General features: G+C 52.0%; 22 protein-coding genes. 11 read left to right on the top strand and 11 right to left on the bottom strand.

Annotated features, from left to right (window positions below; translation table 11 throughout):
• The first annotated feature begins 7 nt into the window (after positions 1 to 7).
• The 7 genes from DUT67_RS14630 (at position 8) to iolB (ending at position 8,652) form a co-directional block, all read left to right on the top strand.
• Complete coding sequence (locus tag DUT67_RS14630) at positions 8 to 946, top strand: substrate-binding domain-containing protein (RefSeq protein ID WP_113625552.1); 939 nt, start codon at positions 8 to 10, stop codon at positions 944 to 946.
• 205 nt (positions 947 to 1,151) lie between these two features.
• Positions 1,152 to 2,699, top strand: coding sequence for a sugar ABC transporter ATP-binding protein (locus DUT67_RS14625; RefSeq protein ID WP_113631809.1), 1,548 nt, complete (start codon positions 1,152 to 1,154; stop codon positions 2,697 to 2,699).
• Between the two features lie 12 nt (positions 2,700 to 2,711).
• Complete coding sequence (locus DUT67_RS14620; RefSeq protein WP_048259406.1) at positions 2,712 to 3,743, top strand: ABC transporter permease; 1,032 nt, start codon at positions 2,712 to 2,714, stop codon at positions 3,741 to 3,743.
• 39 nt (positions 3,744 to 3,782) lie between these two features.
• The gene (locus DUT67_RS14615) at positions 3,783 to 4,916 is read left to right on the top strand and encodes a Gfo/Idh/MocA family protein (RefSeq protein WP_113631808.1); all 1,134 of its coding nucleotides are present in this window, start codon (positions 3,783 to 3,785) and stop codon (positions 4,914 to 4,916) included.
• Positions 4,917 to 4,958: 42 nt separating this feature from the next.
• On the top strand, positions 4,959 to 6,863 hold the full coding sequence (gene iolC, locus DUT67_RS14610) for a 5-dehydro-2-deoxygluconokinase (RefSeq protein ID WP_113631807.1): 1,905 nt from the start codon (positions 4,959 to 4,961) through the stop codon (positions 6,861 to 6,863).
• Positions 6,864 to 6,898: 35 nt separating this feature from the next.
• Complete coding sequence (iolE, locus tag DUT67_RS14605) at positions 6,899 to 7,789, top strand: myo-inosose-2 dehydratase (protein WP_113631806.1); 891 nt, start codon at positions 6,899 to 6,901, stop codon at positions 7,787 to 7,789.
• A 26-nt stretch (positions 7,790 to 7,815) separates the two neighbouring features.
• Positions 7,816 to 8,652, top strand: a complete 837-nt coding sequence (gene iolB, locus DUT67_RS14600) for a 5-deoxy-glucuronate isomerase (protein ID WP_113631805.1) — start codon at positions 7,816 to 7,818, stop codon at positions 8,650 to 8,652.
• A 66-nt stretch (positions 8,653 to 8,718) separates the two neighbouring features.
• Here iolB and DUT67_RS14595 read toward each other — a convergent pair whose 3' ends face one another.
• The 6 genes from DUT67_RS14595 to DUT67_RS14570 form a co-directional block, all read right to left on the bottom strand.
• Positions 8,719 to 9,426, bottom strand: coding sequence for an ABC transporter ATP-binding protein (locus DUT67_RS14595; protein ID WP_113631804.1), 708 nt, complete (start codon positions 9,424 to 9,426; stop codon positions 8,719 to 8,721).
• 21 nt (positions 9,427 to 9,447) lie between these two features.
• Positions 9,448 to 11,145 carry an iron ABC transporter permease gene (locus DUT67_RS14590; protein WP_113631803.1) on the bottom strand — a complete coding sequence of 566 codons (1,698 nt, stop codon included), beginning with the start codon at positions 11,143 to 11,145 and terminating at the stop codon, positions 9,448 to 9,450.
• Complete coding sequence (locus tag DUT67_RS14585) at positions 11,129 to 12,178, bottom strand: Fe(3+) ABC transporter substrate-binding protein (protein WP_039296147.1); 1,050 nt, start codon at positions 12,176 to 12,178, stop codon at positions 11,129 to 11,131. The genes DUT67_RS14590 and DUT67_RS14585 overlap by 17 nt, the downstream gene beginning before the upstream one ends.
• A gap of 234 nt (positions 12,179 to 12,412) precedes the next feature.
• Positions 12,413 to 13,252 carry a PRD domain-containing protein gene (locus DUT67_RS14580; RefSeq protein WP_113631819.1) on the bottom strand — a complete coding sequence of 280 codons (840 nt, stop codon included), beginning with the start codon at positions 13,250 to 13,252 and terminating at the stop codon, positions 12,413 to 12,415.
• A 78-nt stretch (positions 13,253 to 13,330) separates the two neighbouring features.
• Positions 13,331 to 14,794: a glycoside hydrolase family 1 protein gene (locus DUT67_RS14575; RefSeq protein WP_113631802.1), complete on the bottom strand. Its 1,464-nt coding sequence runs from the start codon at positions 14,792 to 14,794 to the stop codon at positions 13,331 to 13,333.
• The gene (locus DUT67_RS14570) at positions 14,794 to 16,665 is read right to left on the bottom strand and encodes a beta-glucoside-specific PTS transporter subunit IIABC (RefSeq protein ID WP_113631801.1); all 1,872 of its coding nucleotides are present in this window, start codon (positions 16,663 to 16,665) and stop codon (positions 14,794 to 14,796) included. Before DUT67_RS14570 ends, DUT67_RS14575 begins: the two co-directional genes overlap by 1 nt.
• A gap of 453 nt (positions 16,666 to 17,118) precedes the next feature.
• Here DUT67_RS14570 and DUT67_RS14565 point away from each other — a divergent pair, with 453 nt between their 5' ends.
• On the top strand, positions 17,119 to 18,165 hold the full coding sequence (locus DUT67_RS14565) for a sensor domain-containing diguanylate cyclase (RefSeq protein WP_113631800.1): 1,047 nt from the start codon (positions 17,119 to 17,121) through the stop codon (positions 18,163 to 18,165).
• A 29-nt stretch (positions 18,166 to 18,194) separates the two neighbouring features.
• On the opposite strand, the gene DUT67_RS14560 is transcribed toward DUT67_RS14565, so the two are convergent.
• The 4 genes from DUT67_RS14560 to DUT67_RS14545 all read right to left on the bottom strand — a co-directional run bounded on the left by DUT67_RS14560 (position 18,195) and on the right by DUT67_RS14545 (position 20,873).
• Positions 18,195 to 19,001, bottom strand: a complete 807-nt coding sequence (locus tag DUT67_RS14560; RefSeq protein WP_113631799.1) for a hypothetical protein — start codon at positions 18,999 to 19,001, stop codon at positions 18,195 to 18,197.
• A gap of 107 nt (positions 19,002 to 19,108) precedes the next feature.
• Entirely contained in the window at positions 19,109 to 19,561 is a 453-nt protein-coding gene (locus DUT67_RS14555) for a hypothetical protein (protein ID WP_113631818.1), read from the bottom strand.
• Between the two features lie 630 nt (positions 19,562 to 20,191).
• Complete coding sequence (locus DUT67_RS14550) at positions 20,192 to 20,530, bottom strand: DUF1869 domain-containing protein (protein ID WP_113631798.1); 339 nt, start codon at positions 20,528 to 20,530, stop codon at positions 20,192 to 20,194.
• A 10-nt stretch (positions 20,531 to 20,540) separates the two neighbouring features.
• Entirely contained in the window at positions 20,541 to 20,873 is a 333-nt protein-coding gene (locus DUT67_RS14545; RefSeq protein ID WP_113631797.1) for a DUF1971 domain-containing protein, read from the bottom strand.
• Positions 20,874 to 21,114: 241 nt separating this feature from the next.
• Here DUT67_RS14545 and DUT67_RS14540 point away from each other — a divergent pair, with 241 nt between their 5' ends.
• Positions 21,115 to 21,705 (top strand): flavin reductase family protein, encoded by a 591-nt coding sequence (locus DUT67_RS14540; RefSeq protein WP_113631796.1) that lies wholly within the window; start codon positions 21,115 to 21,117, stop codon positions 21,703 to 21,705.
• 263 nt (positions 21,706 to 21,968) lie between these two features.
• Complete coding sequence (locus tag DUT67_RS14535) at positions 21,969 to 22,508, top strand: AAA family ATPase (RefSeq protein WP_113631795.1); 540 nt, start codon at positions 21,969 to 21,971, stop codon at positions 22,506 to 22,508.
• 313 nt (positions 22,509 to 22,821) lie between these two features.
• On the opposite strand, the gene DUT67_RS14530 is transcribed toward DUT67_RS14535, so the two are convergent.
• The gene (locus DUT67_RS14530) at positions 22,822 to 23,583 is read right to left on the bottom strand and encodes a sulfite exporter TauE/SafE family protein (RefSeq protein WP_113631794.1); all 762 of its coding nucleotides are present in this window, start codon (positions 23,581 to 23,583) and stop codon (positions 22,822 to 22,824) included.
• A 194-nt stretch (positions 23,584 to 23,777) separates the two neighbouring features.
• Between DUT67_RS14530 and DUT67_RS14525 the strand changes: the two genes are divergently transcribed.
• Positions 23,778 to 24,689 (top strand): LysR substrate-binding domain-containing protein, encoded by a 912-nt coding sequence (locus DUT67_RS14525; RefSeq protein WP_113631793.1) that lies wholly within the window; start codon positions 23,778 to 23,780, stop codon positions 24,687 to 24,689.
• The last annotated feature ends 126 nt before the right edge of the window (positions 24,690 to 24,815 follow it).

Raw genomic sequence — 24,815 nt, 5'->3', positions numbered from 1 at the left:
AAGACATATGAAAAAGATCATTAGCGTTACCGCAATCGCCATCGCACTGGGTCTGTCTGGTCTTGCTCAGGCCCAAAATGAACAAATCGTTTTCAGTACGCCGAATCTCGCTATGCCGTTTGAAGTTCACATGCAGCGCACTGCTGTCAAAGCCGCCAAAGAACTGGGCGTGAATTTGCAGGTTCTGGATGGGCAGGGTAGCTCGCCGAAGCAGGCCGCCGATTTGGAGAATGCCATCACGCGTGGTGCGCAGGGCTTCGTGGTGTCACCAAATGACGTTAATGCGGTTTCCAGCGCCGTGACCGAAATTCAGGATGCCAAGCTGCCGGTGGTGACGCTGGATCGTTCGGTGAAAACGGAAAAAGCGGTGCCGCATTTTGGTGCCAACAACTACAAAGGCGGCCAGGCTATCGCCGACTATGTCAAAACCAAGTTCCCGGATGGGGCAGAGATCATTTTGCTGACTGGTCAACCGGGTTCTTCTTCTAACATCGAAAGGACGCAGGGGATTCGCGACAGCCTGAAAGCGGGTGGCAGCAAATACCACATTGTGGCTGACCAGACGGGAAACTGGATGCGTTCTGAAGGGATGCGCATTGTGGAAAGTGTTTTTCCTTCACTGCCGAAACGTCCGCAGGTGATCCTCTCCGCGAATGACGACATGGCACTGGGCGCGATTGAAGCGTTACAGGGGCAAGGTCTGAAACCCGGCGAGGTACTGGTGACGGGATTTGATGCCGTACCGGAAGCGCTGGCTCGCGTACGTGACGGCTGGCTGGCGGTGACCGCCGATCAGCGTCCTGGCTATGCCGTGACCACTGCGTTAACACAGTTAACCAATAACATCCGCAGTAAAGCGCCTATCACCGGGGCAGACTACCAACCGACCATGATTACCAAAGATAACCTGAACGATGCCGAGCGCATTGGTGAAGCGGGTAAATAAATCGTTTCCCACGCCATTGTTAAATCATATACCCCAAATAATTCGAGTTGCAGGAAGGCGGCAAGAGAGGGAATCCCGATGAGCTTACTCAGGTAAGTGATTCGGGTGAGTGAACGAAGCCAACGCACATGCAGCTTGAAGTATTACGGGTATAAAAGGTATTCAGCAGGCCGCATCCGTGCGGCCTTGCGGGAGGAAGGTACGCATGACGGAACCCCTACTGAACATCACCAATCTGGCAAAGAGTTTCTCTGGCGTTTGGGCGCTGAGCAATGCGCAACTGACCGTACAGCCGGGAGAAATTCACGCGCTATTGGGAGAGAACGGCGCGGGTAAATCGACGCTGTTAAAAGCGCTGGCAGGGGCGCAGCCGCAGACCAGTGGCGATATCTGGTTTGGCGGCCAGCAGCTGTTACCGCTCGAATCACCGGTTGAACGCCAAAAGCGGGGAATTATCACCATTTATCAGGAATTTAATCTGCTGCCGAATATGAGCGTGGCGGAAAACATGTTCCTAGGGCGTGAACCGCAGCGCAGTGGATTATTTGTCGACGCGCTGGCGGTCAATCGTGAGGCGAAAGCGGTACTGGATTACCTGAAATTGAATATTGCGCCGACGACGCAGGTGGCGCGTTTGAGTGTAGCGCAGCAGCAAATGGTGGAGATCGCCAGAGCGCTGACGCTGAACGCCAAACTGATTGTGATGGATGAGCCATCGGCGGCGCTGAGCGATAGCGAAGTCGACAGCCTGCACCGCGTGGGACGTGAGCTAAAAGGTCGCGGTGTGAGCGTGGTGTATGTGACGCATCGGCTGCATGAAGTTTTCCAACTATGCGACCGCTTTACCGTGTTTCAGGATGGCCGCTACACCGGTTCTGGGGATGTTGCCAGCACCAACGTGCAGGAAATTATTCGCCTGATGGTGGGGCGTGACGTGGTGTTTAACCGTCGCCCGCCTTCCGAGACGCATCATCAGGATAAGCCGGTACGTCTGGCGGTGAAGGGCTTAAGCCGGGAAAAACCGCCGTTGGATGCGCACGGCATTGCGCTAAAAGATATCAGCTTTCAGGTGCATGAGGGCGAGGTGCTCGGCATTGCTGGGCTGGTCGGTGCAGGGCGCACGGAAATCGCACGCTGCCTGTTTGGTGCCGATGGGTTCTCTACCGGTGAGTTTGTGCTGGATGACGCGCCTTATCATCCGTCCACGCCGCTGCATGCGCTGTCGCAGGGTATTGCTCTGGTGCCGGAAGACCGCAAGAAAGAGGGCGCGGTACTGGGGTTATCGATCAGGGAAAATATCTCGCTCTCCAATCTCTCGTCGCTCATGCGCTGGCGCTGGTTTGTGAACCCCCGTAAAGAAGACGATCTGATTGACGCCTACCGTCAGGCGCTGCACATCAAGATGGTGAATAGCGATCAAGAGGTGCGCAAGCTGTCGGGTGGTAACCAGCAAAAGGTGATTCTTGCCCGCTGTATGGCGCTGAACCCCAAGGTATTGATCGTGGATGAGCCCACGCGCGGCATTGATGTCGGCACCAAGTCCGAAGTCCATCAGGTGCTGTTCGATATGGCGAAACGGGGCGTCGCCGTGATTGTTATTTCCTCCGACCTGCCGGAAATCATGGCGATTTCCGACCGCATTATCACGCTCAGTGAAGGGCGGATCAGCGGGGAAATTCATGGCGATGACGCCACAGAAGAAAAACTGATGACGATGATGGCCATTTGCCACGACGCATTACACGCAGCATAACGGAGGTGACGCATGTCCCAGCAGCCGCTTTCTAAGACCATTACGCCGTCCAATACGCGCGGACGTTTTGACCCGATTGCTTTTTTTGAACGCTTTGGCGTGTTTATTTTCATGATTTTGCTGCTGATTTTCTTTCAGTCGCAGAACGGCAACTTTCTGTCCGAACGCAACATCACCAACATCCTTACCGAAGTGTCCATCTACGGCATCATGGCCGTAGGGATGACGTTCGTCATTTTGACTGCCGGGATCGACCTGTCCGTTGGCTCAATTCTGGCGGTATGTGCGATCACTGCCGCCTCAGTGATTAAAGGCGACAACTTCACCACCGTCGATCCCGATGCCTGGTACGGCTTGAGCTGGCTGGTCGCGTTGGGCGTCTGTCTGGCAATGGGCACTTTCATTGGTTTCCTGCATGGTTTAGGGGTGACCAAACTGCGTCTGCCACCGTTCATCGTCACGCTGGGCGGGATGACCATCTGGCGCGGATTAACGCTGGTGATGAACGACGGTGCGCCGATTGCGGGCTTTGATCCCGGCTATCGCTGGTGGGGACGGGGAGAGATCCTCGGTATTTCGGTGCCGATCTGGATCTTCGCGCTGGTCGCCTTGCTGGGCTATCTGGCGCTGCATAAAACTCGCTGGGGACGCTTCGTCTACGCCATCGGCGGCAACACCGAAGCGGCGCGACTGGCTGGTGTGAATGTGCAGCGTGTACTGGTCAGCGTCTACGTCGTGATTGGCTGCCTGGCCGGACTGGCGGGCTTTATTCTCAGCGCTCGTCTCGGCAGCGCAGAAGCCGTCGCGGGGATCACCTTCGAACTGCGCGTCATCGCCTCGGTGGTGATTGGCGGCACCTCGCTGATGGGCGGCTATGGCCGGATCAGCGGCACGATTATTGGCTCGATCATCATGGGTATTCTGATTAACGGATTGGTGTTGATGAACGTATCGGCCTACTACCAGCAGATTATCACCGGGTTGATTATCGTGCTGGCCGTGGCGTTCGACACCTATGCCAAGAGCCGTCGCGGCGCTATCTAATCCGCGCCTGTACCGAATCTTTTTTGCACCGAGGTGGATATGAAGGATGTACGCATTGGGTTAATCGGCACTGGCTATATCGGGCGTGCGCATGCCATCGCCTACGCGCAGGCACCGACGGTCTTCCCGCTGAAAGGGAATCTGGTGAAAGCCATGCTGGCGGAAGTGTCGCCGGAACTAGCGGCTAAACGGGCGCAGGAGTTCGGTTTTCAGCGCTCAACCGCGGACTGGCGTGAACTGGTGGCCGATCCCGACATTGATGTGGTGGATATCTGTGCGCCGAACTTTCTGCATAAGACGATGGCGATGGCGGCCATCCAGCACGGTAAGCATGTTTACTCGGAAAAACCGCTGGCGCTGAACGCGCGTGATGCCAGAGAAATGGTTGATGCTGCGCAGCGGGCGGGCGTGAAAACGCTGGTGGGCTTCAACTACATGAAGAACCCGACCTCACAGCTGGCCAAAGAAATTATCGCCAACGGCGAAATTGGCGAGGTGGTGCATTTTTACGGTACGCACAATGAGGATTATCTGGCCGATCCGAACAAACCCGCAGACTGGCACTGCTTTAAAGAAACGGCAGGGCTGGGGGCATTAGGAGATCTGGCGGCGCACATCGTCAACATGGCGCAGTATCTGGTTGGTGATATCGCCAGCGTCTGTGGCGATCTGCAAACGGTAATTGCGCAGCGTCCGACGGCATCGGGCAGCAGCGAGTGGGTACAGGTGGAGAACGAAGATCAGGCACATGCCATGGTGCGGTTTGCCAGCGGCGCACGCGGCGTGATTGAAACCTCGCGTATCGCCTGCGGCCGAAAAATGGGTCTGACCTACGTGGTGACCGGCACCAAAGGCACGCTGAGTTTCACGCAGGAACGCATGGCGGAGCTGAAGCTGTATCGGCATGACGAGCCGGAAAATCGGCAGGGATTTAAAACGCTGCTGACCGGGCCACAACACCCTGATTACGCGGCCTTCTGTGCCAGCGCCGGACACGGTATTGGATTTAACGATCAGAAAACAGTGGAAGTGCGCGATCTGATCGACGGTATTGCGGCTGACGTCCCCCTATGGCCGGATTTCGAAGAGGGCTGGAAAGTATCGCGAGTTCTGGATGCGATAGTGCAGTCACACGAAACGGCGCGCTGGGTGAACGTGGACGAGGTGGGCTAATTAAGGCTTTTTTTACGCGACTTTTTTACAGGGCTTGCTGCTATGAGTAAGGAAAAGACGTTTGATGTGATTTGCATGGGGCGCGTTGCTGTCGATCTGTACGGGCAGCAAATCGGCGCGCGCCTGGAAGATATGGGCAGTTTTTCCAAGTATCTGGGCGGGTCGTCCGGCAACGTGGCTTACGGTACGGCGCGACAGGGGTTACGTTCTTCCATGCTAGCGCGGGTGGGCGACGAGCATATGGGGCGTTTCCTACGTGAAGAGCTGAATCAGGTCGGCTGTGACACCAGCCATTTGATTACCGATAAGGAACGCCTGACGGCGCTGGTGCTGTTGGGAATCAAAGATCGCGATACCTTTCCGCTGATTTTCTACCGCGACAACTGCGCTGATATGGCGATTTCGTCGGAGGATTTCACCGAAGATTACATCGCATCGTCCCGCTGTCTGGCGATTACCGGCACGCATCTCTCTCATCCCAACACGCGTGCCGCGGTGCTAACAGCGCTGCAATATGCGCGGCGCAACGGAGTGAAGACGGCGCTGGATATTGACTACCGTCCGGTGCTATGGGGGCTGACGTCGCTGGGCGATGGCGAAACCCGTTTTGTTGAGGCGCAGGCGGTTACGGCACAGTTGCAGCAGGTGCTGTCGCTGTTCGACGTGATTGTCGGCACCGAAGAGGAATTCCACATAGCTGGCGGCAGCACGGATACCTTGCAGGCGCTGCGCACGGTACGGCAGCACACGCAGGCGGAGCTGGTGTGCAAACGTGGAGCGCTGGGCTGTTCGGTGTTTAGTGATGCCATTCCCGACCATCTGGATAAAGGCATTACGATCAAAGGCGTGCGCGTGGATGTTCTCAACGTGCTGGGCGCGGGCGATGCGTTTATGTCCGGCCTGCTACGCGGCTATCTCAACGGTGAAGGTTGGGAGAAAGCCTGTGCTTACGCCAATGCCTGTGGTGCGCTGGTGGTATCACGCCACGGCTGCGCGCCAGCAATGCCAAGCAAGATCGAACTGGATAACTATTTAGCCCGTGCGGCGAGCGTTCCGCGTCCCGATCTGGATGAAGAGCTTAACCATCTACATCGCGTTACGACACGCCGTAAACAGTGGAATGAACTGTGCGTGATTGCGTTCGATCACCGCAGCCAACTGGAAGACATGGCGCTGAACTGCGGCACGGAAATCAGTCGTATTCCGGCGCTGAAGAAGCTGATTTTGCGTGCCAGCTATGATGCGGCGCAGCAGGCGGGGCTGGAGGGCAAAGCGGGTCTGCTGTGTGACGGCACGTTCGGTCAGGATGCGCTGAATGATATCACCGGAAAAGGCTGGTGGATTGGTCGACCGATTGAGCTACCGGGGTCGCGTCCGTTAATCATGGAGCGGGGCAACATCGGCTCACAGCTGGTGAGCTGGCCGCTGGAGCACGTGGTGAAATGTTTGGTGTTCTTCCACCCGGAAGATGCCCACGCGCTGCGGCGCGAGCAGGAAATGAAGGTGATGGAGGTCTATCAGGCCTGCCGTCAATCCGGCCATGAACTGCTGCTCGAAGTTATTCTTCCCGCAGGGATGGCGCACAGCGATGCGCTTTATCTACGCGCCATTCAGCGCTTCTATAACCTCGGCGTGCGGCCAGACTGGTGGAAACTGCCACCGCTGTCCGCCGAAGGCTGGGAGCAACTCACGCCTCTGTTGGCGCAGCGCGATCCTTACTGTCGCGGCGTGGTCATCCTTGGGCTGGATGCGCCGCTGGAAACATTGCAACAAGGCTTTAGCGCCGCCGTCAATTTCCCGATCGTGAAAGGGTTTGCCGTCGGGCGCACCCTGTTTGCCCAGCCTGCGCAAAAGTGGCTGCGCAATGAGATCGATGACGCCGAATTGATTGAGCAAGTTAAACATAACTACCTGCAACTGATCGCCGTCTGGCGTCAGCGCGGTTAACCCGTTTCTATGTGATCGAATAAAGGGAAAATAACATGACTGTTCAACTTGGTATAAATCCACTCACCTGGACAAATGACGATCTGCCTTCTCTGGGGGCGGACACGCCGCTGGAAACCTGTTTGACTGAAGGGCGGCAGGCGGGCTTCGCCGGTTTTGAATTAGGTAACAAGTTCCCACGTCAGGCCAGCGTGCTGGGGCCAATCCTGCAAGCGCACGACTTGCGCTTAGTTTCTGGATGGTACTCCGGTGAACTGCTAACCCGCTCAGTAGAAGAAGAAATCGAAGCGGTGCAGGGGCATCTGGCGCTGTTACGCGATCTCGGTGCGACGGTGCTGGTGTTTGCAGAAGTGACGGGCGCGATTCACGGCGATCAGCAGAAACCGGTTCATCTGCGTCCGCGTTTCCCTGAAGAACGCTGGCCGGAATATGGCAAAAAGCTGACCGAATTTGCGCGCTACACGCAAAGTCAGGGCGTGCAGATTGCTTATCACCACCATATGGGTACGGTAATTGAAAGTGCGCAGGACGTGGATAATTTGATGGAACACACCGGGCCGGAAGTCGGGCTGCTGCTGGATACCGGTCACCTGACGTTCGCGGGGGCCGATCCGGTGGCGGTGGCGAAACGCTGGATTAACCGTATTAATCACGTTCACTGCAAAGATATCCGCCCAGACGTGCTGAAAGACGTGAAAAACCGCAAAACCAGCTTTCTGGACGCAGTGTTGAGCGGCGTCTTTACCGTGCCGGGCGATGGCTGCATTGATTATCCAGCGGTGTTCAGCATCCTGAAAGCCAATAGCTACAGCGGATGGTTAGTTGTTGAAGCGGAACAGGATCCGGCCGTCGCACATCCGCTAACCTATGCAACGCTGGGCTACAATAACTTGCAACGTTTCGCTCAGCAGGCGGAATTGATCTGATTTGTGGTGGTATAGGAGGTAACAAGATGTCCCGACTCTTATCTCGTCATCGTGCGCCTGATGAACACGGACGTACGCAACACATCACGCCGGAAACGGCGGGCTGGCGATATGTGGGGTTCGATATGTACCAACTGGCACCGGAGCAGGTGCTATCGCTACCCGCCAGCGATAACGAACGCTGTCTGGTACTGGTCAGCGGTAAAGCTACCGTTGTCACGCCGAGTGAGCATTTCGAGCAGATTGGCGACCGAATGAGCCCGTTTGAGCGTAGAAAGCCCTATGCGGTTTATGTCACTGCTGGCGAAACGATTACGGTGATGGCACACACCGCGCTGGAGCTGGCAGTGTGCGCTGCACCGGGGTTCGGCACACATCCGACCCGGCTGATCGCGCCGCAGGATATTGACGCCGAGCAGCGTGGTGTCGGCAATAACCAGCGCTACGTGCATAACATTTTGCCGGAGGATAAAGCGGCGGATAGCCTGTTGGTGGTCGAAGTGTACACCGACGAGGGCTGTACCAGCTCCTATCCTAGCCACAAGCATGACGTCGATAATCCGCCGCAGGAAACCTATCTGGAAGAAACCTACTACCATCGGTTGAATCCAGAGCGGGGGTTCTGCCTGCAACGTGTCTATACCGATGACCGTTCATTAGATGAATGCATGGCGGTATACGATAGAGATGTGGTGCAGGTACCGCGCGGCTACCATCCGGTCGCCACGATTGCGGGTTATGACAGCTATTATCTGAATGTGATGGCTGGCCCCACGCGCCAGTGGCGTTTCACCTGGGAAGCAGATCACCAGTGGATTAACAGCCCCGAATACGCGGATAAACACAGGCAGGGCAACGCGTAGTTATGCTGCCTTGGTAACAAACAAGAGCAGGGAGCGTTGTGGTGTGCTCCCTGTTTTTTCTTGTGTTTAAATCATGTGATTTTTTAAATTATGTCGCTGCTGTTCCCGCCATTGCAACGCGCCTTCTTTCAAATAGCCAATGTGGCTGGCCATGAGTTCGGCTTCCTGTTCACTGTGCGTGACTAAAAGCGCGGTTTGTCCGGCGTCGCGCAGAATGTCGCGGACTTCCTGACCGAGTCGTTTGCGGCTGTCGGGATCGAGGCTGGATAGTGGTTCGTCGAGCAGTAGCACGGCAGGTTGGGGCGCTAATGCGCGTGCCAGCGCGATACGCTGCTGTTGTCCGCCGGACATCTCATGTGGATAGCGCAGCCCCAACGCGGCGAGATCGACCAGTTCAAGCATGGCGCGAACGCGCGATTGCTGAAGATCTTTCGGCTGTTTTCGCAGGCCAAAGGCAATGTTCTGTGCGGCGGTCAGATGGGGAAACAGCGCGTAGTCCTGAAACACCATCCCAACATTGCGCTGTTCCGGTGGTAGATGCACGTCTGGACCTGCCACGCAGCGCCCGCCGACGTGAATGGTTCCCTGAGTCACGTGCTCGAAACCGGCAATGGCGCGCAACGCTGTGGTTTTGCCGCATCCGGATGCACCTAGCAAACAGGCCAACTCACCCGCGACTACCTGCATGGAGAAACCGTTCAGCACATGATGGAAATTATGCTTGTGCCCGTAGGCGACGTGGACATTATTCAGAACGAGTGTAGCCTCAGACACCTTGACTCTTCCTCATGATTTTCATTCTTTCTCAACCGATGTTTTTAACTGGCTGCGTGCCAGCAGCACAACGGGGAGCGTGCCAGCTATCACAATCAGCAGTGCGGCAATTGCGCCTTCTTCATAGGTGCCTCTGGCCGCTTCGGCATAGAGGACGGTCGCCAGCGTCTCGAAATTGACGGGGCGCAGCAGCAGTGTCGCAGGAAGTTCCTTCATCGCGTCGGCAAACACCAGCAGCGCGCTGGTCACCAGTGCTGGGCGCAGCAGGGGAAGATGCACGCGGAAAAACGTCACCAACTCGCTTTCACCCAGCAGACGCGACGCCTGTTCCATCACGGGCGGAATGCGTGTCAGCCCGGCATCAAGCGCGCCTATCCCAATCGCCATAAAGCGAATAGCGCAGCAGACCACCAGCAGGATACCGGCGGAAAGCAGCGGTAATCCTTTATAACCGATTAGGTCGGCGAGGAAATTATCCGTCGCCATACCGGGCGTCAGCAAGCCGATCGCCAATACGGTACCGGGAACGGCATAGCCCAGTGAGGCGATTCTCAATAGGGTACGGCGTCGCTCTGGCGTTCGGTCAGTGATGGCAGAATGGCGGGCATACCACGCAATAATCAGGCTAACGACGGTAACGACCAGCGTGACACCAACGGCCAGCAGCAGCGAGTTCTGTAACGACTGTATCAGGCCCGCGGAGATCGTCACGCTATCGCCCAGTCGTTTTGCGCTTTCCCATGCGAGAAAGAGGGCTGGGGCGATAAAGCCAAGCAGAATCGGTAACGTGGCTGCGCAGGTCGCCAGCCCAGCACGGACGCCTTTCAATGGTGTCGGTATGATGCCGCGCATTTGTCGGCTGGTGCCGTAGCGCTGGTTTTTCCGACCATAATATTCCAGCGTCAGCAGCAGGATGACCACCGTTAGCATGGTGCAAGCGATCTGTGCCGCAGCGGGTAAATCCGAACGGGTGACCCAAGTCGTGTAGACCGTCACGGTCAGCGTATTCACCCCAAGGAATTCGGACGCGCCGATATCATTCAGCGTTTCCAGCAACGCCAGACTAGTGCCGACGGCCAGCGCAGGACGTGCCATCGGCAGGGCAACGTGCAGAAAGGTGCCCGTCGCGCTCAACCCCAGCGTGCGTGCGGCTTCCAGCAGGTGTGCGGGTTGGCTGATAAACATGGCGCGCATGGTCAGGTAAACGTACGGATAGAGCACCAACCCGAGCAGTAGAATCGCGCCCGTCATGGAGCGCAGGTCCGGCAGGCGGAATTGGCGTGGGCTGTCATAACCAAGAATACTGCGGATCGCTTCCTGAATCGGGCCGATAGGGTGCAGTAGATCGAGCCAGGCAAACGCGACAATATAAGTTGGCATCGCTAGTGGTAGCAGCAGCGCCCAGCTAACGAACTGCCTGCCGGGGAAATCAAATGCGGTCACCAGCCAGGCGCAGCCCGCGCCAATCACCATCACTAATGCGCCGACGCCGACCAGCAGAATCAGCGTGTTTAGCGCAGCATCGGGCAGCACGTAGCGCGTCAGGTGATCCCAATGGCCAACGCCCGCCCCCGCCGCTAGCCAAAGCAGAGAAACCAGCGGAGCCAGTACGCCAAGCGCAATGACGACGGCGGCGATGCGAAGCGGAGAAAAAAAGAGGCGCGGCCGCCCGAAGGCGCCGCGCAGGGTTGACGAGCCGGTCTTATTGATCGAATCCAACTTTATCTACCAACTGACTAGCTTGTTTACGGAATTTAACGATGTCAGTCAGCGGAATGCTATCTACATTCACTTCACCAATCGCGCTGCCGATGGTGGAATCCAGCGTGACGCCTTTGCGTACTGGGTATTCATAGTTCGCCTGCGCGTAGAGCTGCTGAGCTGGTGCGGAAACCAGATATTCCATCAGCTTCACGGCCTGATCTTTATGCGGCGCATGGCGTGCAACGGCTGCGCCAGTGATATTGACGTGCGTGCCGCCGTTTTCAAAGGTAGGCTGAACCACTTTGATGGCATCGCCCCATTTACGGGCATCGGTTCCTTCTTTGGCATTCTTCATGTGGCCGACATAATAAGAATTCGCCAGACCCACATCACAGATACCGCCGAGGATATCGCGTGCGACATCGCGGTCACCGCCAGTGGCTTTACGTGCCAGATTCTCTTTCACACCGCGCAGCCAGGTTTCGGTTTTAGCTTCGCCATGGTGTGCGATCATTGCTGCTACCAGCGCGGTATTGTAAGGGTGCTGACCCGCACGGATACATACTTTGCCTTTCCATTTCGGGTCGGCCAGATTTTCGTAAGTAATGCCGGTCAGCGGCAGTGATTTTTCCGCATAAAGTACGCGGGAACGCATCGACAGGCCAAACCACTGGTTGTCTTTATCGCGCAGCGCGGCAGGGATGACGTCGGTTAGCGTGCTGGACTGAATCGGCTGCGTGACACCCGCTTCTACCAGATCGATCAGGTTGCCAGCATCAACGGTCATCAGCAGGTCCGCCGGTGAGTTTTGGCCTTCCGCTTTCACGCGTTCCAGCATGCCGTCTTTGATGAACACGGTGTTTACTTTGACAGACGTCTCTTTGGTGAAGGCATCAAGCAGCGGCTGAATTAGCCCTGGCTCGCGCGTGGTGTAGAGGGTCAGGGAATCTTCTGCGGCGACAGCTGGCAATGCATAGGCCACCATCAGCGATGAGGCCAGCGTGAGCAGGCGCGCTTTTTTGCGCAGAACAGACAGCGTTTTTGACATGTTATTATCTTCTCCAGAGTAAATGTGATGCATAGATTAATAAAATAAGGAGATATTTTCGGCAGGCGATTAAAACAATATATGATAATCACTCTTGTTTGCAATCTCATTAACGCGGTTTATTCACTATCGTGATGAGGGTCAACCTACGCGTGCATCAGGAGAAATCAGCGTTTTACTTGTGGGCATATTGATAAAAACAGTGATGATTTGCTGTCTTGAGTAAAGCGATGACTACGGCGTCTGACTTGCGGCCAGCCTGCTGATATGAATAGTCAGCCAGGTGAGTTCGTCTTTCGGTAAGGCCATTTGGTATTTTTCCTGAACGTAATCTCGGATGGCCCAGGAAATAGCCATCGCCTCAGGATAGTGTTTCAGTAGCTCCTGATAGAAATCGTCCGTGTGTCCGGGCGCGATTTTGCGCGCAATCACTCGCTCGGAGAAATAGCGAAGATGGGTGATAAAACGGAGATAATCGACGGTGTTGACATCAATATTCTTGTTTAATTTATAGCGGACAATGTCTGCCAGACGATTCACCAGCTGAACCTGCTGATGCGCATCGGCAATTTCGGCGCTGCCAGCGGCATTAATCAAGTGAAACGCAATGTTGACGGCTTCATCATCAGGCAGCGTGACGTTAAAGCGCGCCGACACGCAATCTTTTGCCTGTATCCCGATGGCGTACTCTTTTTGGTAATAGCGTTTCACTTCCCAACTGAGCTTATTGATGAAGTGGTTGCCCGTTTTACTGCGTTCAACCGCAAAATAGAGATGTTCCGCCAGCGTAAAGAACAGCACCGAATTCAGTTTTTCGGCGTACTGACTTTGCGCCAGCGTGACGATCTCCTGCGTAACGTCAAAAAAAGCCGCAGGAATGGTGTCGGTCAAAGAAAGAAAATGCCGCGATTTCAGATTTTCCAGCGGAATGAAAACCTGCTCAACGTGCGTCACATCAATCAAAGAACCGGGTCTGGCACCAAATCCGATGCCTTTACCCAACAGAATCATCTCCTGCTGTTCATGATCGACTAACAGCATGCTGTTGTTTAAGGCTTTCTTCACTTTAATCACGCTGATTCCCTCATCACGATAACGTTTGATCACGACCACTTCCTGCGGTGACACCTCGCCTGCGGCTAAGTCTGTCCGTCAGGTGAGATCGCTGCCGTTGGTGGCGATGACTTTTTGATACCAGTAGAACGAATCCTTTCTCAGACGCGCCAGCGAACCGTTGCCTTCGTCATCCTGATCGACGTAGATGAAGCCATAGCGCTTGGACATCTGTGAGGTGCCAGCGCTGATGATGTCAATCGCTCCCCAACTGGTGAACCCCATCAACTCAACGCCTTCGCCAATCGCTTCACGCATTTGCTCGAAATGTGAGCGGAAATAGTCAACGCGATAAGGATCGTGGATTTTGCCGTTCTCGACAATGTCTTTCGCGCCCAGACCATTCTCGACAATAAACAGTGGTTTCTGGTAGCGATCGTAAAGTTCCAGCAGGGAGATTTTCAGTCCGATGGGGTCGATCTGCCACCCCCAATCTGAGGCGGGAAGGTACGGGTTTTTCACCCCCAGAACGGTATTTCCCGGTATTCTCTCGGCGTCTGGCTGTGTGGATTCGGTAAGCGACATGTAGTAGCTAAACGACACAAAATCCACGGTGTGCTGCTTGAGAATCGCCAGATCGTCGGGCTGCATGGTGATGTGTATACCGCGCCGTTCAAGATCGCGTTTGATAAGCGGTGGGTATTCGCCGAACACCTGCACATCGGCATAGAAATAATTTTCGAGATTCTTCTTCAGCGCCGCTTCGACATCCTGTGGTCGGCAGGAATGCGGATAGGTTGTTAGCTTGGTCAGCATGCAACCCACCTGACTGCCGGGGATTTTTTCATGGCAGTCGCGGGTGACGAGGGCAGAGGCGACAAACTGGTGATGCAGCCCCTGATAAATATCTTGTTGAGCCTGACCCGGTGCGCTTTTCTCTTCACGGATACCCGCCGTGGTAAACGGGTGACGATGGATACTGTCGATCTCGTTAAAGGTTAGCCAATAGCGGACGAGATGCTTATAACGATCGAAGCAGACATTGCTGAAACGCACAAAGGCATCCAACACATTACGGTGCACCCAGCCGTTGTATTTCTCACTCAGCGCTAATGGCATTTCATAATGTGAAAGTGTCACCAGCGGCTCGATGCCACGCTTACGCATCTCACTGAACAGATCGTCGTAAAACTGCAAACCGGCCTCATTCGGTGTGCTGTCTTCTCCGGTAGGGAAAATACGCGACCAGGCGATGGAGACGCGTAGCACCTTGAAGCCCATTTCAGCAAACAGTGCCAGATCGCCTTGGTAGCGGTGGTAAAAATCGATGCCGCGCCGTTTGGGATAAAACGCGTCATTTTTTCCATTGAACGCATCGGCGATGTTTTCATCCGTCAGCGCCATGTGAGCATGGTAATTCTTCAGATCGAGATTCGGCTTCCAGGTGATGGCGTCCGCGACTGACGGCCCTTTGCCGTCCTCATTCCAGGCGCCTTCGGCCTGATTTGCGGCAATTGCGCCGCCCCATAAAAAGTGTTCCGGGAATGTGATGTTTTTATCCATTACACAGACTCCTTTAAGGTCATGATGATGGTGTGGGGATCGATGATGGCGTCAGTGGCTTCCGGTATCACACGAAAGCGCTCGCTGTTGGTGATGACCATCATGACAACGGGATCGTAACCCGCAGCGATGAGGCTATCGAGGTCAAATTCAACGAGGATATCGCCAGTGTTAACCTGCTGTCCCGCAGCGACTTTCGGCTGAAAGCCCTTACCATTGAGTTTTATGGTATCGATGCCAATATGGAAAATCAGTTCGGCGCCACTGTCGGTGAGCATGCTGACGGCGTGACCGGTTTCAAACACGTTTTCAATGGTGCCGCTTGCCGGAGCGTAGAGCACGCCTTTCTCTGGGATGATAGCGATGCCGTCACCCATAATACGTTTGGAGAAGATTTCGTCATTCACGCTTTCCAGCGGAATCACTTTTCCTTCAATCGGGCTGGCGAACTGGCACTCGGTAACCGCGTGATGGCTTTCTCCTTCCTCTACTGCGGCAGCGGGTTTTTCCTCTCGCCAGAGGAACAGCGCGGAGAGAAAAGCAATGACAAAAGAGAGCGCGGCACCGGCGATGGCATAGACGATGTTCCAGCTATTTTCCGGCGAGACGAACATGGAGATGCTTGCCAGACCGGGGCCAACCAGCGCAAAGGCTTCAACTGCCATCCACCCGATAAACGCGCCGCCGACCAGACTACCTGCCAGTACGCTGTAGAGCGCTTTTTTATTCAGCAATGTAATCCCGTACAGCGCGGGTTCGGTGATGCCAAATAGGGCGGAAATACCGGCTGAAAGCGCCGTCGATTTTAGCGTTTTGTCTTTGCTCTTAAGCGCAATCGCCATACAGGCACCGGATTCGGCAATATTGTGTGCGAGCGACGCGGGAAGATAGAGCATTTCCTTACCAAACTGGCTCATGGATGAAACGGCATAAGGCAACATCGGTTTATGCATCCCCGACGCCACCATGAAGGGCAATGCGGCGGCGAGCAGCGCTGTCGCCACAAAACCGAGCTTGCTGTATAGCCAGAGGATCACGCTAGCCAAGCCTGCACCGAGTTCATAGCCGAGCGGCCCCAGAACCAACAGCGTGACGGGAACGGTCACCAACAGCGAGAGCATCGGCGATAGGAAAATACGCAGGGCGCTAGGGGAGTAGCGATTGAAGATTTTTTCGGTTTGCGCGTAAAAAAGCACGCACAGAATTGCCGGAAAAACCTGTGATGCGTAAGCGACGTTCTTCAGGTCGAGAGAGAGAAATTCTGCGCCTTCCGCCAGCTGTTTAGACATGGCGGGCAGCACCATGACGGAGACGGCGGAAACGGCGACCAGCACATTCACTTTCAGCTTCATCGCGGTGGTAATGCCCACCAGAATCGGTAGGAAATAGAGCGGGGCGGAACCGATGTTATCCAGCACTTTATACGTTGAACTGTCTTTGGTGAGCCAGCCGAGTAAGTCCATCAGCAATAACAGCGATTTGAGCACGCCGCCACCGGCAATCGCAGGCACCAGCGGCTGAAAAACGCTGATGATAAAATCGATAACCAAAGCCGTACGGCTGGTTTTTGCTGGTGTAGTGCGAGCGGTTTCCTTACGGCCAGCAGCGAGATGCTGCACCGCCTCGTACACCTGCATGACTTCGCTACCGATAATCACCTGACACTGCACGTTGACGCGAACACCCAGCACGCTGGGCACTTTTTCCAGCTCGCGCTGGTTCACCCGGCTGTTGTCGTAAAGGCTCAACCGAAGTCGTGTAGAGCAATGTTCAATGTGTTCAATGTTGTCAATTCCACCGACTAATGTGACGATTTTTTCAGCGGTGGTGGCATAGGCTGTCGCGTTATTATCTGCTGCTGTGTGGCTCATACGACGATTTCCCTGATCCAGAAATGAAAAAAGACCTGAAGCTTTTCCCATGGTGTTGAGTGGGAGAGCTTCAGGTCTTGCCTAGAAAACTAGTTACACGCCTGTGCTGCTGTTGTAAGTCCTCGCATGCGGGAAAGTCAAACAGATCGTGCAGCCTTGATGGGTAAGTGTGATGGCAATAGCAGAATGAAAGGTTTAGCCTGACGGGGACGATGAATCTCAGGCATGTTGCATAAAATATGGTGCTTCTTAACCGATTATAGAAAACAGAACGAGGTAAACTCACAGAGTGCAAATCGGTGGGTGAGAGACGAAAGGTGCGTATGATTTCTGTAACACGGGGAGGCTATCGTAGATATACTCAGTTTGCGCCGATAGCGGTTTTAAATACGTCACGAATTATATTAATTGATTGTTTTTATTTAAAAATATGCACCGTTAGGATTTATTGTTATGACTGATAATTTGCTTTCTCACCTTTCGGACGCATTACGTTCAGAGGCTTCCTTCGAGGGGCTCGTTCGCCAGTTATTGGTTATGTTGGAACTGGTCACCGACCTGGAGTCGACTTACCTGACGCAAGTAGATACCGAAGCCGGATTTCAAAGTATCCTGTTTGCTCACAACACCAAAACACTCAATATCCCTGAAGGTGTGTCGGTTCCGTGGCATGACACGCTGTGCAAACGTGCGCTTGACGAAGGACAGAGCTATACGCCTAATGTGGCCGAATGCTGGAGTGATTCGCAGGCGGCGAAGGAGCTGGGTATTATGACCTACGCTAGCACGCCAGTGCGCATGGATGATGGACAATTATACGGCACTCTCTGTGCAGCAAGTTCCGACCATAAGCCGCTGACAACCAAGGGTGAGCAGATCCTCAGTTTATTCGCGCAACTGATAGCTCAACAGGTGCAAAAAGAGTGGCTGGTGCAGCAATTGACGGCCGCAAATGCTGCGTTACATGAGTATTCTTACACCGATTCACTGACTGGGTTGCTTAATCGCCGAGGCGTATTTTACTCGCTGGAAGCGCTGTTTTCTCAGGCCGAGAATGACAATCAGCAGGTGCTGATTGTGTTCATTGACCTCGATGGTTTTAAAAAGATTAACGACCAGTTTGGCCACGAAGCGGGTGATATCTTCTTACAAGAGGTTGCTCAACGTTTGTTAATGTGGGGGAATCCGGGGGATGTCGTCGGGCGTCTTGGTGGCGATGAATTTGTTTTTGCCCGGATGGTAAACGTCGTGCCGGGAGAAAACTATCGCGTGGTTTCTTCCTTCAGTGACAGCATTACGCCGGTGTTGCAGGGGAATTACCCTCTCGGTTCTGTCAGTATCGAATACTTAGGCGCAAGCATGGGGATCGTTATGGCAGATCCTTCCGTTGATGAGCCTGACGGCGTAATCCGTCGAGCCGATGCCGCAATGTACGCCAATAAAGTCGCGCGGAAAAAAGATCAAACCAGCGCTTTTGACGTCATCGCAGCACAGTCATAAATGTCTATGCAGAGGTAGTCATCTGTTCATCAGGCATCTTTGGTTGCATCCAGAGTGAGCTTACCATCTTCTAAGTGAAGCTTGGTGGGGGAAAGGAGCTCAAATAGGCGGTTGAACGGATCGTCGTCTTTGCCTGATTCCCCAGTCATAAAGTTGAAGTCCATTTCTATCAGGTACTTCAGACGTGGTACATAGCCTTCCGGTGCCTGTGCTTGTTCGATTAATGGCAGGCTTTCATGATGAGATAACACCATTTTGAAAAATTCGGTTTGTTTAAACTCACCGCGATTCCACTCCAGCTTACTTTGGGCTATTGCCATCGTGCGCCAGACTTCTTCTTGATCGTAAGCTTCGCTCCAGGCTGCTCTTCGCTCATTCACGGTAAAAGTTCCGCTGTCGTCATAGGTAATCAGTGCCAATTGTTCACGAGACAGGCCCTTAAAGGGGTTGCTTCCTTGACGGTTATTATACGCCGTAGCTTGTTTCGCTCTGGCTAATCGCTCAGGGTCATCGCTATCAGGTATTTCTGCATCGTGCGCTTTTTTGTTATTGGCGTAATTCTCGCCGAGGATCTCATTATTCGCGCTTTTGGCTTTGGCTGCCAATGTACTACGGTCACTAGTGGCATCTCTGGCTTCGGCTCTGACGGCTGCATCGCTAAGCTGTTTTGCCAGTGTGGTGATGCCGTTATATTTTTTATTTGAATAACCATCAGACCCTGTAGATGCTTGCTGTGTGCCTTCGGATACGTTTTCCTGCTTTTTTATCAAACGACTGTCATTAGTGGACTGCGTATCTGCCACCGTACTTTTTGCAAGGCCATTGAAGTTAATCATTCATTCTTCTCACTCGTTGTGATGAAGGGATAAGTAACGACTAATGCAGCTTATCCCTATTCATAAAAAACGTCTGAGCGTTGCTCAGCTATTTTTTAGTACGGGTGTTATCTCATGGTGATTTCTACGTCTGAGTCGTGAGTATTAACGTTGGCATAAGTCACCCTCAGATCGCAGCGTGCACCGTTGCCAGGTGTGGTGCTCTTAGTCCATTGGGGGATTTTATTTCCCAACACATACTTCACAGTATATGTCATATCAAACTGGCAAACCTTGGTTCCAACCTTGTAGCGAACGTGCATCGAACCAACGTCACTGATTGGATTGGAGATCGTATATTGATTTGAATCCCCAGATTTGACGAATTCGCTTGGTGTAGGTGAAGCATTCGCCTGTGAGAAAACTTCTGCTGTTGTCGTTGGCGAAAAAACAGCATCTGGAGCACTGGATGCACTAAGGTTCTTAAAGGTCACATTGAATTTCGGGCCCGCATTAGCAGCCGCTGATGCAAAAAGGGCGGTCATAAACAGTGAAGACAACAGAATATTGCTTGATTTCATTTGAAAAAACTCCATGTATTTTCATCTGCGACTACAGTCTTTTTATTCTTTCTCTCTTACTACGTGGAATACGACGCTGTGTGCTGTAGCCATAAACGCAGGCAGACCACGCGATTTCATAACAAATCGGCATTATATAAAAAATGTTTAAGTATTTATGGTTATTTTAATAACGCCTTATAGGGTTTTAAAGTCTATTTTCTTTCCATTCTTAATTTTTCAATGCTAATTGTTAAGTTAATTTATAATTAGCGTAGTAATTATTAATCTAAATGCCGCTATTCGTCGGGATGGGATAATTGTGTTATACGAATCGCTATAGACAGGTTTCTCTTACTGAATTAGGTAATCAGCTAATGCTAACGTGACTGCACTTTTCAGGTTAGTGAGCGACACAGACAAAAAGAGTCGTCATATTGATGGTTGCGGTCGATAAGCCTACACTGCGGCGTGAATGACTGTGTTGAGTAATTGGAGAGTAGGGGGCAGGGGGCGCTTGTTCAGTCAAAAGACATCCAGCGCCTGTTTTTAATAAATAGGCATGGCTGTACTAACGATATATCTTAAATTATTCGAGTTGCGTGAAAGTCTGCGTATATACAGCCTGAATAATTATCGTGCTATGCCGCTTTACCAGCCGCAGACGTTAGTGTCTTCATCCGCATCGTAACCACGCACGATATTAACCAATTCTTTCACTGCGTCAGCGGAAACGGTTTTATCTTTCAACGCTGAAATTTCAGAGAAATCTTTGTCAACAGCTACGCCATTATTATTATTGGTTACCGTCAGTAAAAAACCTTTGTTATTGTCGCCAGTTAAAGACAGATTGTTGACTAATTCTTCAACCGCACTAGCAGCGAAATCGGGTACATAAAAAGCCATCGGTTTAAGATAAACCTTCTCTGCTTTTTCATTATTATCGCGGTTCAACAGTGTTAATGAGTATCCTTTATTTTCAGTTGTCATTCTTTTTACCTCAACCTTCTATCAGAATTTTTGGATCGACATAAAAATCTACGTTGAATAACGTATCATCAGATAACGCTTCAATTCTGTGCCACTTTTCTGGAGGGAATACGCCAAATTGTCCGGCTTCAATGGTCAGCGTTTCGACTGGCTCAGAACTCGTTTCATCGGTATAACCATAATAACGAATTGTCCCTTGCATCACGCACAAACGCGGGTAAACACCTTGCCGTGTTCCGGCATCTAAATGGCGCTGCCAGATAGACGCGGGTGCAGTCTCCTTTGTCCAAAACGGTGTTGTACGGGTATGAATATAATTCGCTGGTATGACAATTCGTTCCATGTTTAAACCTCATCTTTTACCCAACCGCATTATGGATCGGGAAGTGAAAAACCATATGATGCATATCATATACCTCTTTCTGTGCTTGTGAATTATTTTTTGCTAGTTAAATTCTTACAATACCAAGCCACTCGTAAAAAGGTTGTATTGCCGATACTCAATTAGGGTTATTGTTAAGTGGAAATCAAAAGAGTAAAAATGAAAAAATATAACGCTAATCTCTTATGAGGTATGAACTCAAATGAAAAAGAATGTAAAACTCAGTTCATTTTATTACGGTTTTCCGGTTTTTCTTGTTACGACAACGGATAATAGCAGCGGGAATATCAATATTTCCTCTGTATCATCGTCAATTTCTCTCGGTGATAAAATCATTATCGGCGTCACCAAAGGAAGTAAGACCTGTAGTAATTTATTATCCGGTTCTGATGTGGTTATTAATATTCCTGATTACAAACTTTGGGAGAAGGTTGAAGAACTGGGTAAATTGACCGGAAGCGATACGCTATCTGAAGGTCAGATAAAATGGGGCGTTCAGATATGCCACGATAAATTCTCCAAAGTTGGTCTTCATTCTGAAGCCTCGACTGATATTACACCGCCTCGGGTGATTGAATGCCCTATCCAGGTAGAATGTAAGACTGTCAGCACCACAGACAAAGGTCGTTTTATTCTTGTCGAATTGGATATTGTTAATGTCTGGGTGGACAGTGAGCTATTAGGATCAAATGATGTCATTGACTCGTCAAAATGGAAGCCTCTGATATACAACTTCCGCGAATACGACACGACGGGTGACGCACTAGGATTTAATTTTAAATACGGTCATTAATCGCATAAAGCGAAGGTTGTCGCTGTATTAGCGAGTGGCAACTTTCGCTCTAGGATCTCCCGTTCTGCTGGTGTCTGAAAGTCATTAACACTGACTGCCGATGAGCAGTCGATGAAAATGCGACATAATATGCACCTATGCTATTGAGGCATGGGCTTTCCTGCATAGGTAAGTTGTGGGTATAATTTCACTGCCTTTCTTATCTTTCTCTTTTCCCCCTTCTTTAGTGTTTTTTTACTCTGCTTTATTCAGAGGAGAATCGTATGGTTCATATTCAGCAACGTATCGTGCTGACTGGCGGTCCCGGTTCAGGAAAAAGCACGCTTATCGACGCTCTTACTCAACGTGGGTACACATGCTCAACAGAGGCCGGTAGAGCCATTATTCAAGATCAGATTGCTATTGGTGGAAATGCGCTGCCGTGGGGAGATCGTGCGGCATTTGCAGAAATGATGCTGTGCTGGGAAATGCGCTCGTACCATCACCTTGACGACGGTAATACACCGTGTTTTTTCGATCGCGGAATTCCTGATATCGCGGGCTATCTGAGCCTCTGTAAATTAGCTGTTCCAATGCATCTGGAGGAGGCAATACGAAAATTTCGCTATTCTGACCATGTATTTATTGCTCCTCCATGGCGAGATATTTATGCGCAAGACACGGAGAGAAAACAATCTTTCGAGGAAGCCGAATTAACCTATCGGGTTATGCTCGATACATATCAAAAATACGGCTACCAGCTATGGGAGCTTCCCCGTGTTCCTGTCGATGAGCGCGCTAATTTTATCCTATCAAAGATTTAGCGTACGAGTTCATATAGCAAAAATCCCGCTTAAGGAAACGTAAGCGGGATTTCTACATTTGAGCCATCTGACTGGGGTAATTACAGTGCCAGCATCACAGATAAAGGCCAAAATTCCTTCTTCAAGTCGTCAACTGATGAAACCTCGTTGCCTGAACGCCGTCTTTTTTTCGATGCTGAATTCTCATCGCATCTTCTTATTCCCTTACAAACAAATCACCGACTCAGAATGTCTAAATGAGACAAACGTCATGCAATACTCATGCTCCGATTGGCCGGGAGCAAACGTCATCCCGGTATACGCGATAAGCTGGTCACTGAAATGTTTCCCATAACAATTTCATCAGTAGAGTGCACGCCAGTAGCAGGAAAAGCCGGCGTATCCACTGGTTTCCTCCCTTAAGTGCGATCTGCACTCCAATAAAAGAGCCACTGATTGCGGCGATCCCCAGGGGAATAGCCAGTTCATAATGGATGAGACCGTTGGGAATGAGGAAAAATAACGTGGCGAAATTCGTGCCAAAATTGACGACTTTTGCGCAGGCCGTTGCGCGCAAAAAATCAAAATGAAAGAAGCGGATAAACAGGAACAGGAGAAAACTTCCTGTTCCCGGACCAATAAACCCGTCATAAAAGCCGATAGCAAACCCCAGAAAAATCCCTTTTAGAAGGTCAGCACGCGTTGGTGACTGACTGTCGTCATTATTCCCGAACTGTGGTTTGAACCAGGTGTAAGCTACCATTGCCGCGAGTACGATAATAACCACTGGGCGCATCCATGCTGACGGCATAAAGTCCAGTAGTCTGATCCCTGAGTAAGCACCAATCACTGCACTTACAGCAGTGGGCAGGATCAGTTTCCACGGCAATCGCAACCGTGTCATAAACTGCCTGACAGACATCAGGTGTCCCATAACAGAGGAGAGCTTGTCGATGCCCATGATTTGGGCCGGGGTGAAATGCGGGAGGGTAGTATAGAAGGTTGGGATAGTGATCAACCCGCCACCGCCTACTGCGGCGTTAATTATCCCTGCGATAAACGCTACCGGGAGCAGTATGTAAAGCTCGTCGCTCATTTAGGTTCCTTTCTTAACTGCACATCGGACTCTATGGTCAGATTTATTTCCGATAAATCATGAGGATGTGACCTATGGGATCGGGAAATAGGGGAGCATCCGCGTTAAATTTACTGGTGGCCGATAGGATAGGATTGTGTTGAATTGCCGTCCAATATATAAATAAGCATCAATTTATATCTCTGGAAATATAAGTGGAATTTCGTCATCTCCGGTATTTTCTGGCAGTCGCTGAAGAGCTGCACTTCACTCGGGCAGCCGAAAAACTCAATATTGGCCAACCTCCGCTGTCGCAGCAGATCCAGTCACTTGAACGCGAACTGGGTGTAACGCTTTTCAACCGGACGAGACGCAGCGTAGCCCTGACTGAAGCAGGTGAACACCTCGTCATTCAGGCGAAGGAAATATTACGGATGAGTGGCGACCTGCGGGCTGAATTGCGCGATATTGAACAGGGAAAAACGGGGGAGTTGCGGATAGGTTTTACCACTACCGGTTTATTTGTGGATGAACTCAGCCTTCCCCTTAAAACCTACAGGCGCAGTTATCCTGACGTCAGGGTCTCACTCAGTGAGATGTACTCCCGCCAGCAGTTTGATGCGCTCCTTCATCAGGAGATTGACATCGGCTATGTGCGCCTTACCCCCGAGACTCGTCAGGATGGACTGGACATTCGTATCCTCAGACGCGACCGGCTTTGTGTTGTCCTGCCGGACGATCACCCTAAAGCTACGGCCGATTCTCTGACCCTCTCTGATATGCGTAATGAGCCCTTTATCTTTTACCCTGAACAATCAGGAGCGGCGGTCCCTGAACGGGTCAGACGACTTTGCCTGCGGGCCGGATTCACTCCTGTTGTTGTCCAGGAGGCCGCAGAGGTACTGACGCATATTGGACTTGTCGCCGCAGGTGTAGGCATTTCTGTGCTCCTGAGACCCGTTGACAGGCTCAGACCTGGAGGTGTGGTGTTCATTCCTTTGGCCGATGATGATGCTGAATTGTGTATGGCCCTGGTGACCCGGAGTGAAGAAAGGAATATGCGAATTCTTAACTACATCAATCTGGCGGTTTCAACTTCATCACCACATGGAGTCGGTTTAACGTGAAGGTACAGGCCGTGTGAATCGAGTCGTTTATGGGGCTAAGTTGCGGATTTTCGAGTCGTTAAGAGACATTTGGGGGTCACTCCGTCATCGAACCAGCCTGACCCCAAATCTGACCACCTCATTCTC

It is taken from the genome of Pectobacterium peruviense, from assembly GCF_003312355.2.
In the GTDB taxonomy this organism is placed as follows: Bacteria; Pseudomonadota; Gammaproteobacteria; order Enterobacterales; family Enterobacteriaceae; genus Pectobacterium; species Pectobacterium peruviense.
Note: the sequence above shows the minus strand (reverse complement) of the source record. Positions and strands in the feature narration are given on the sequence as shown.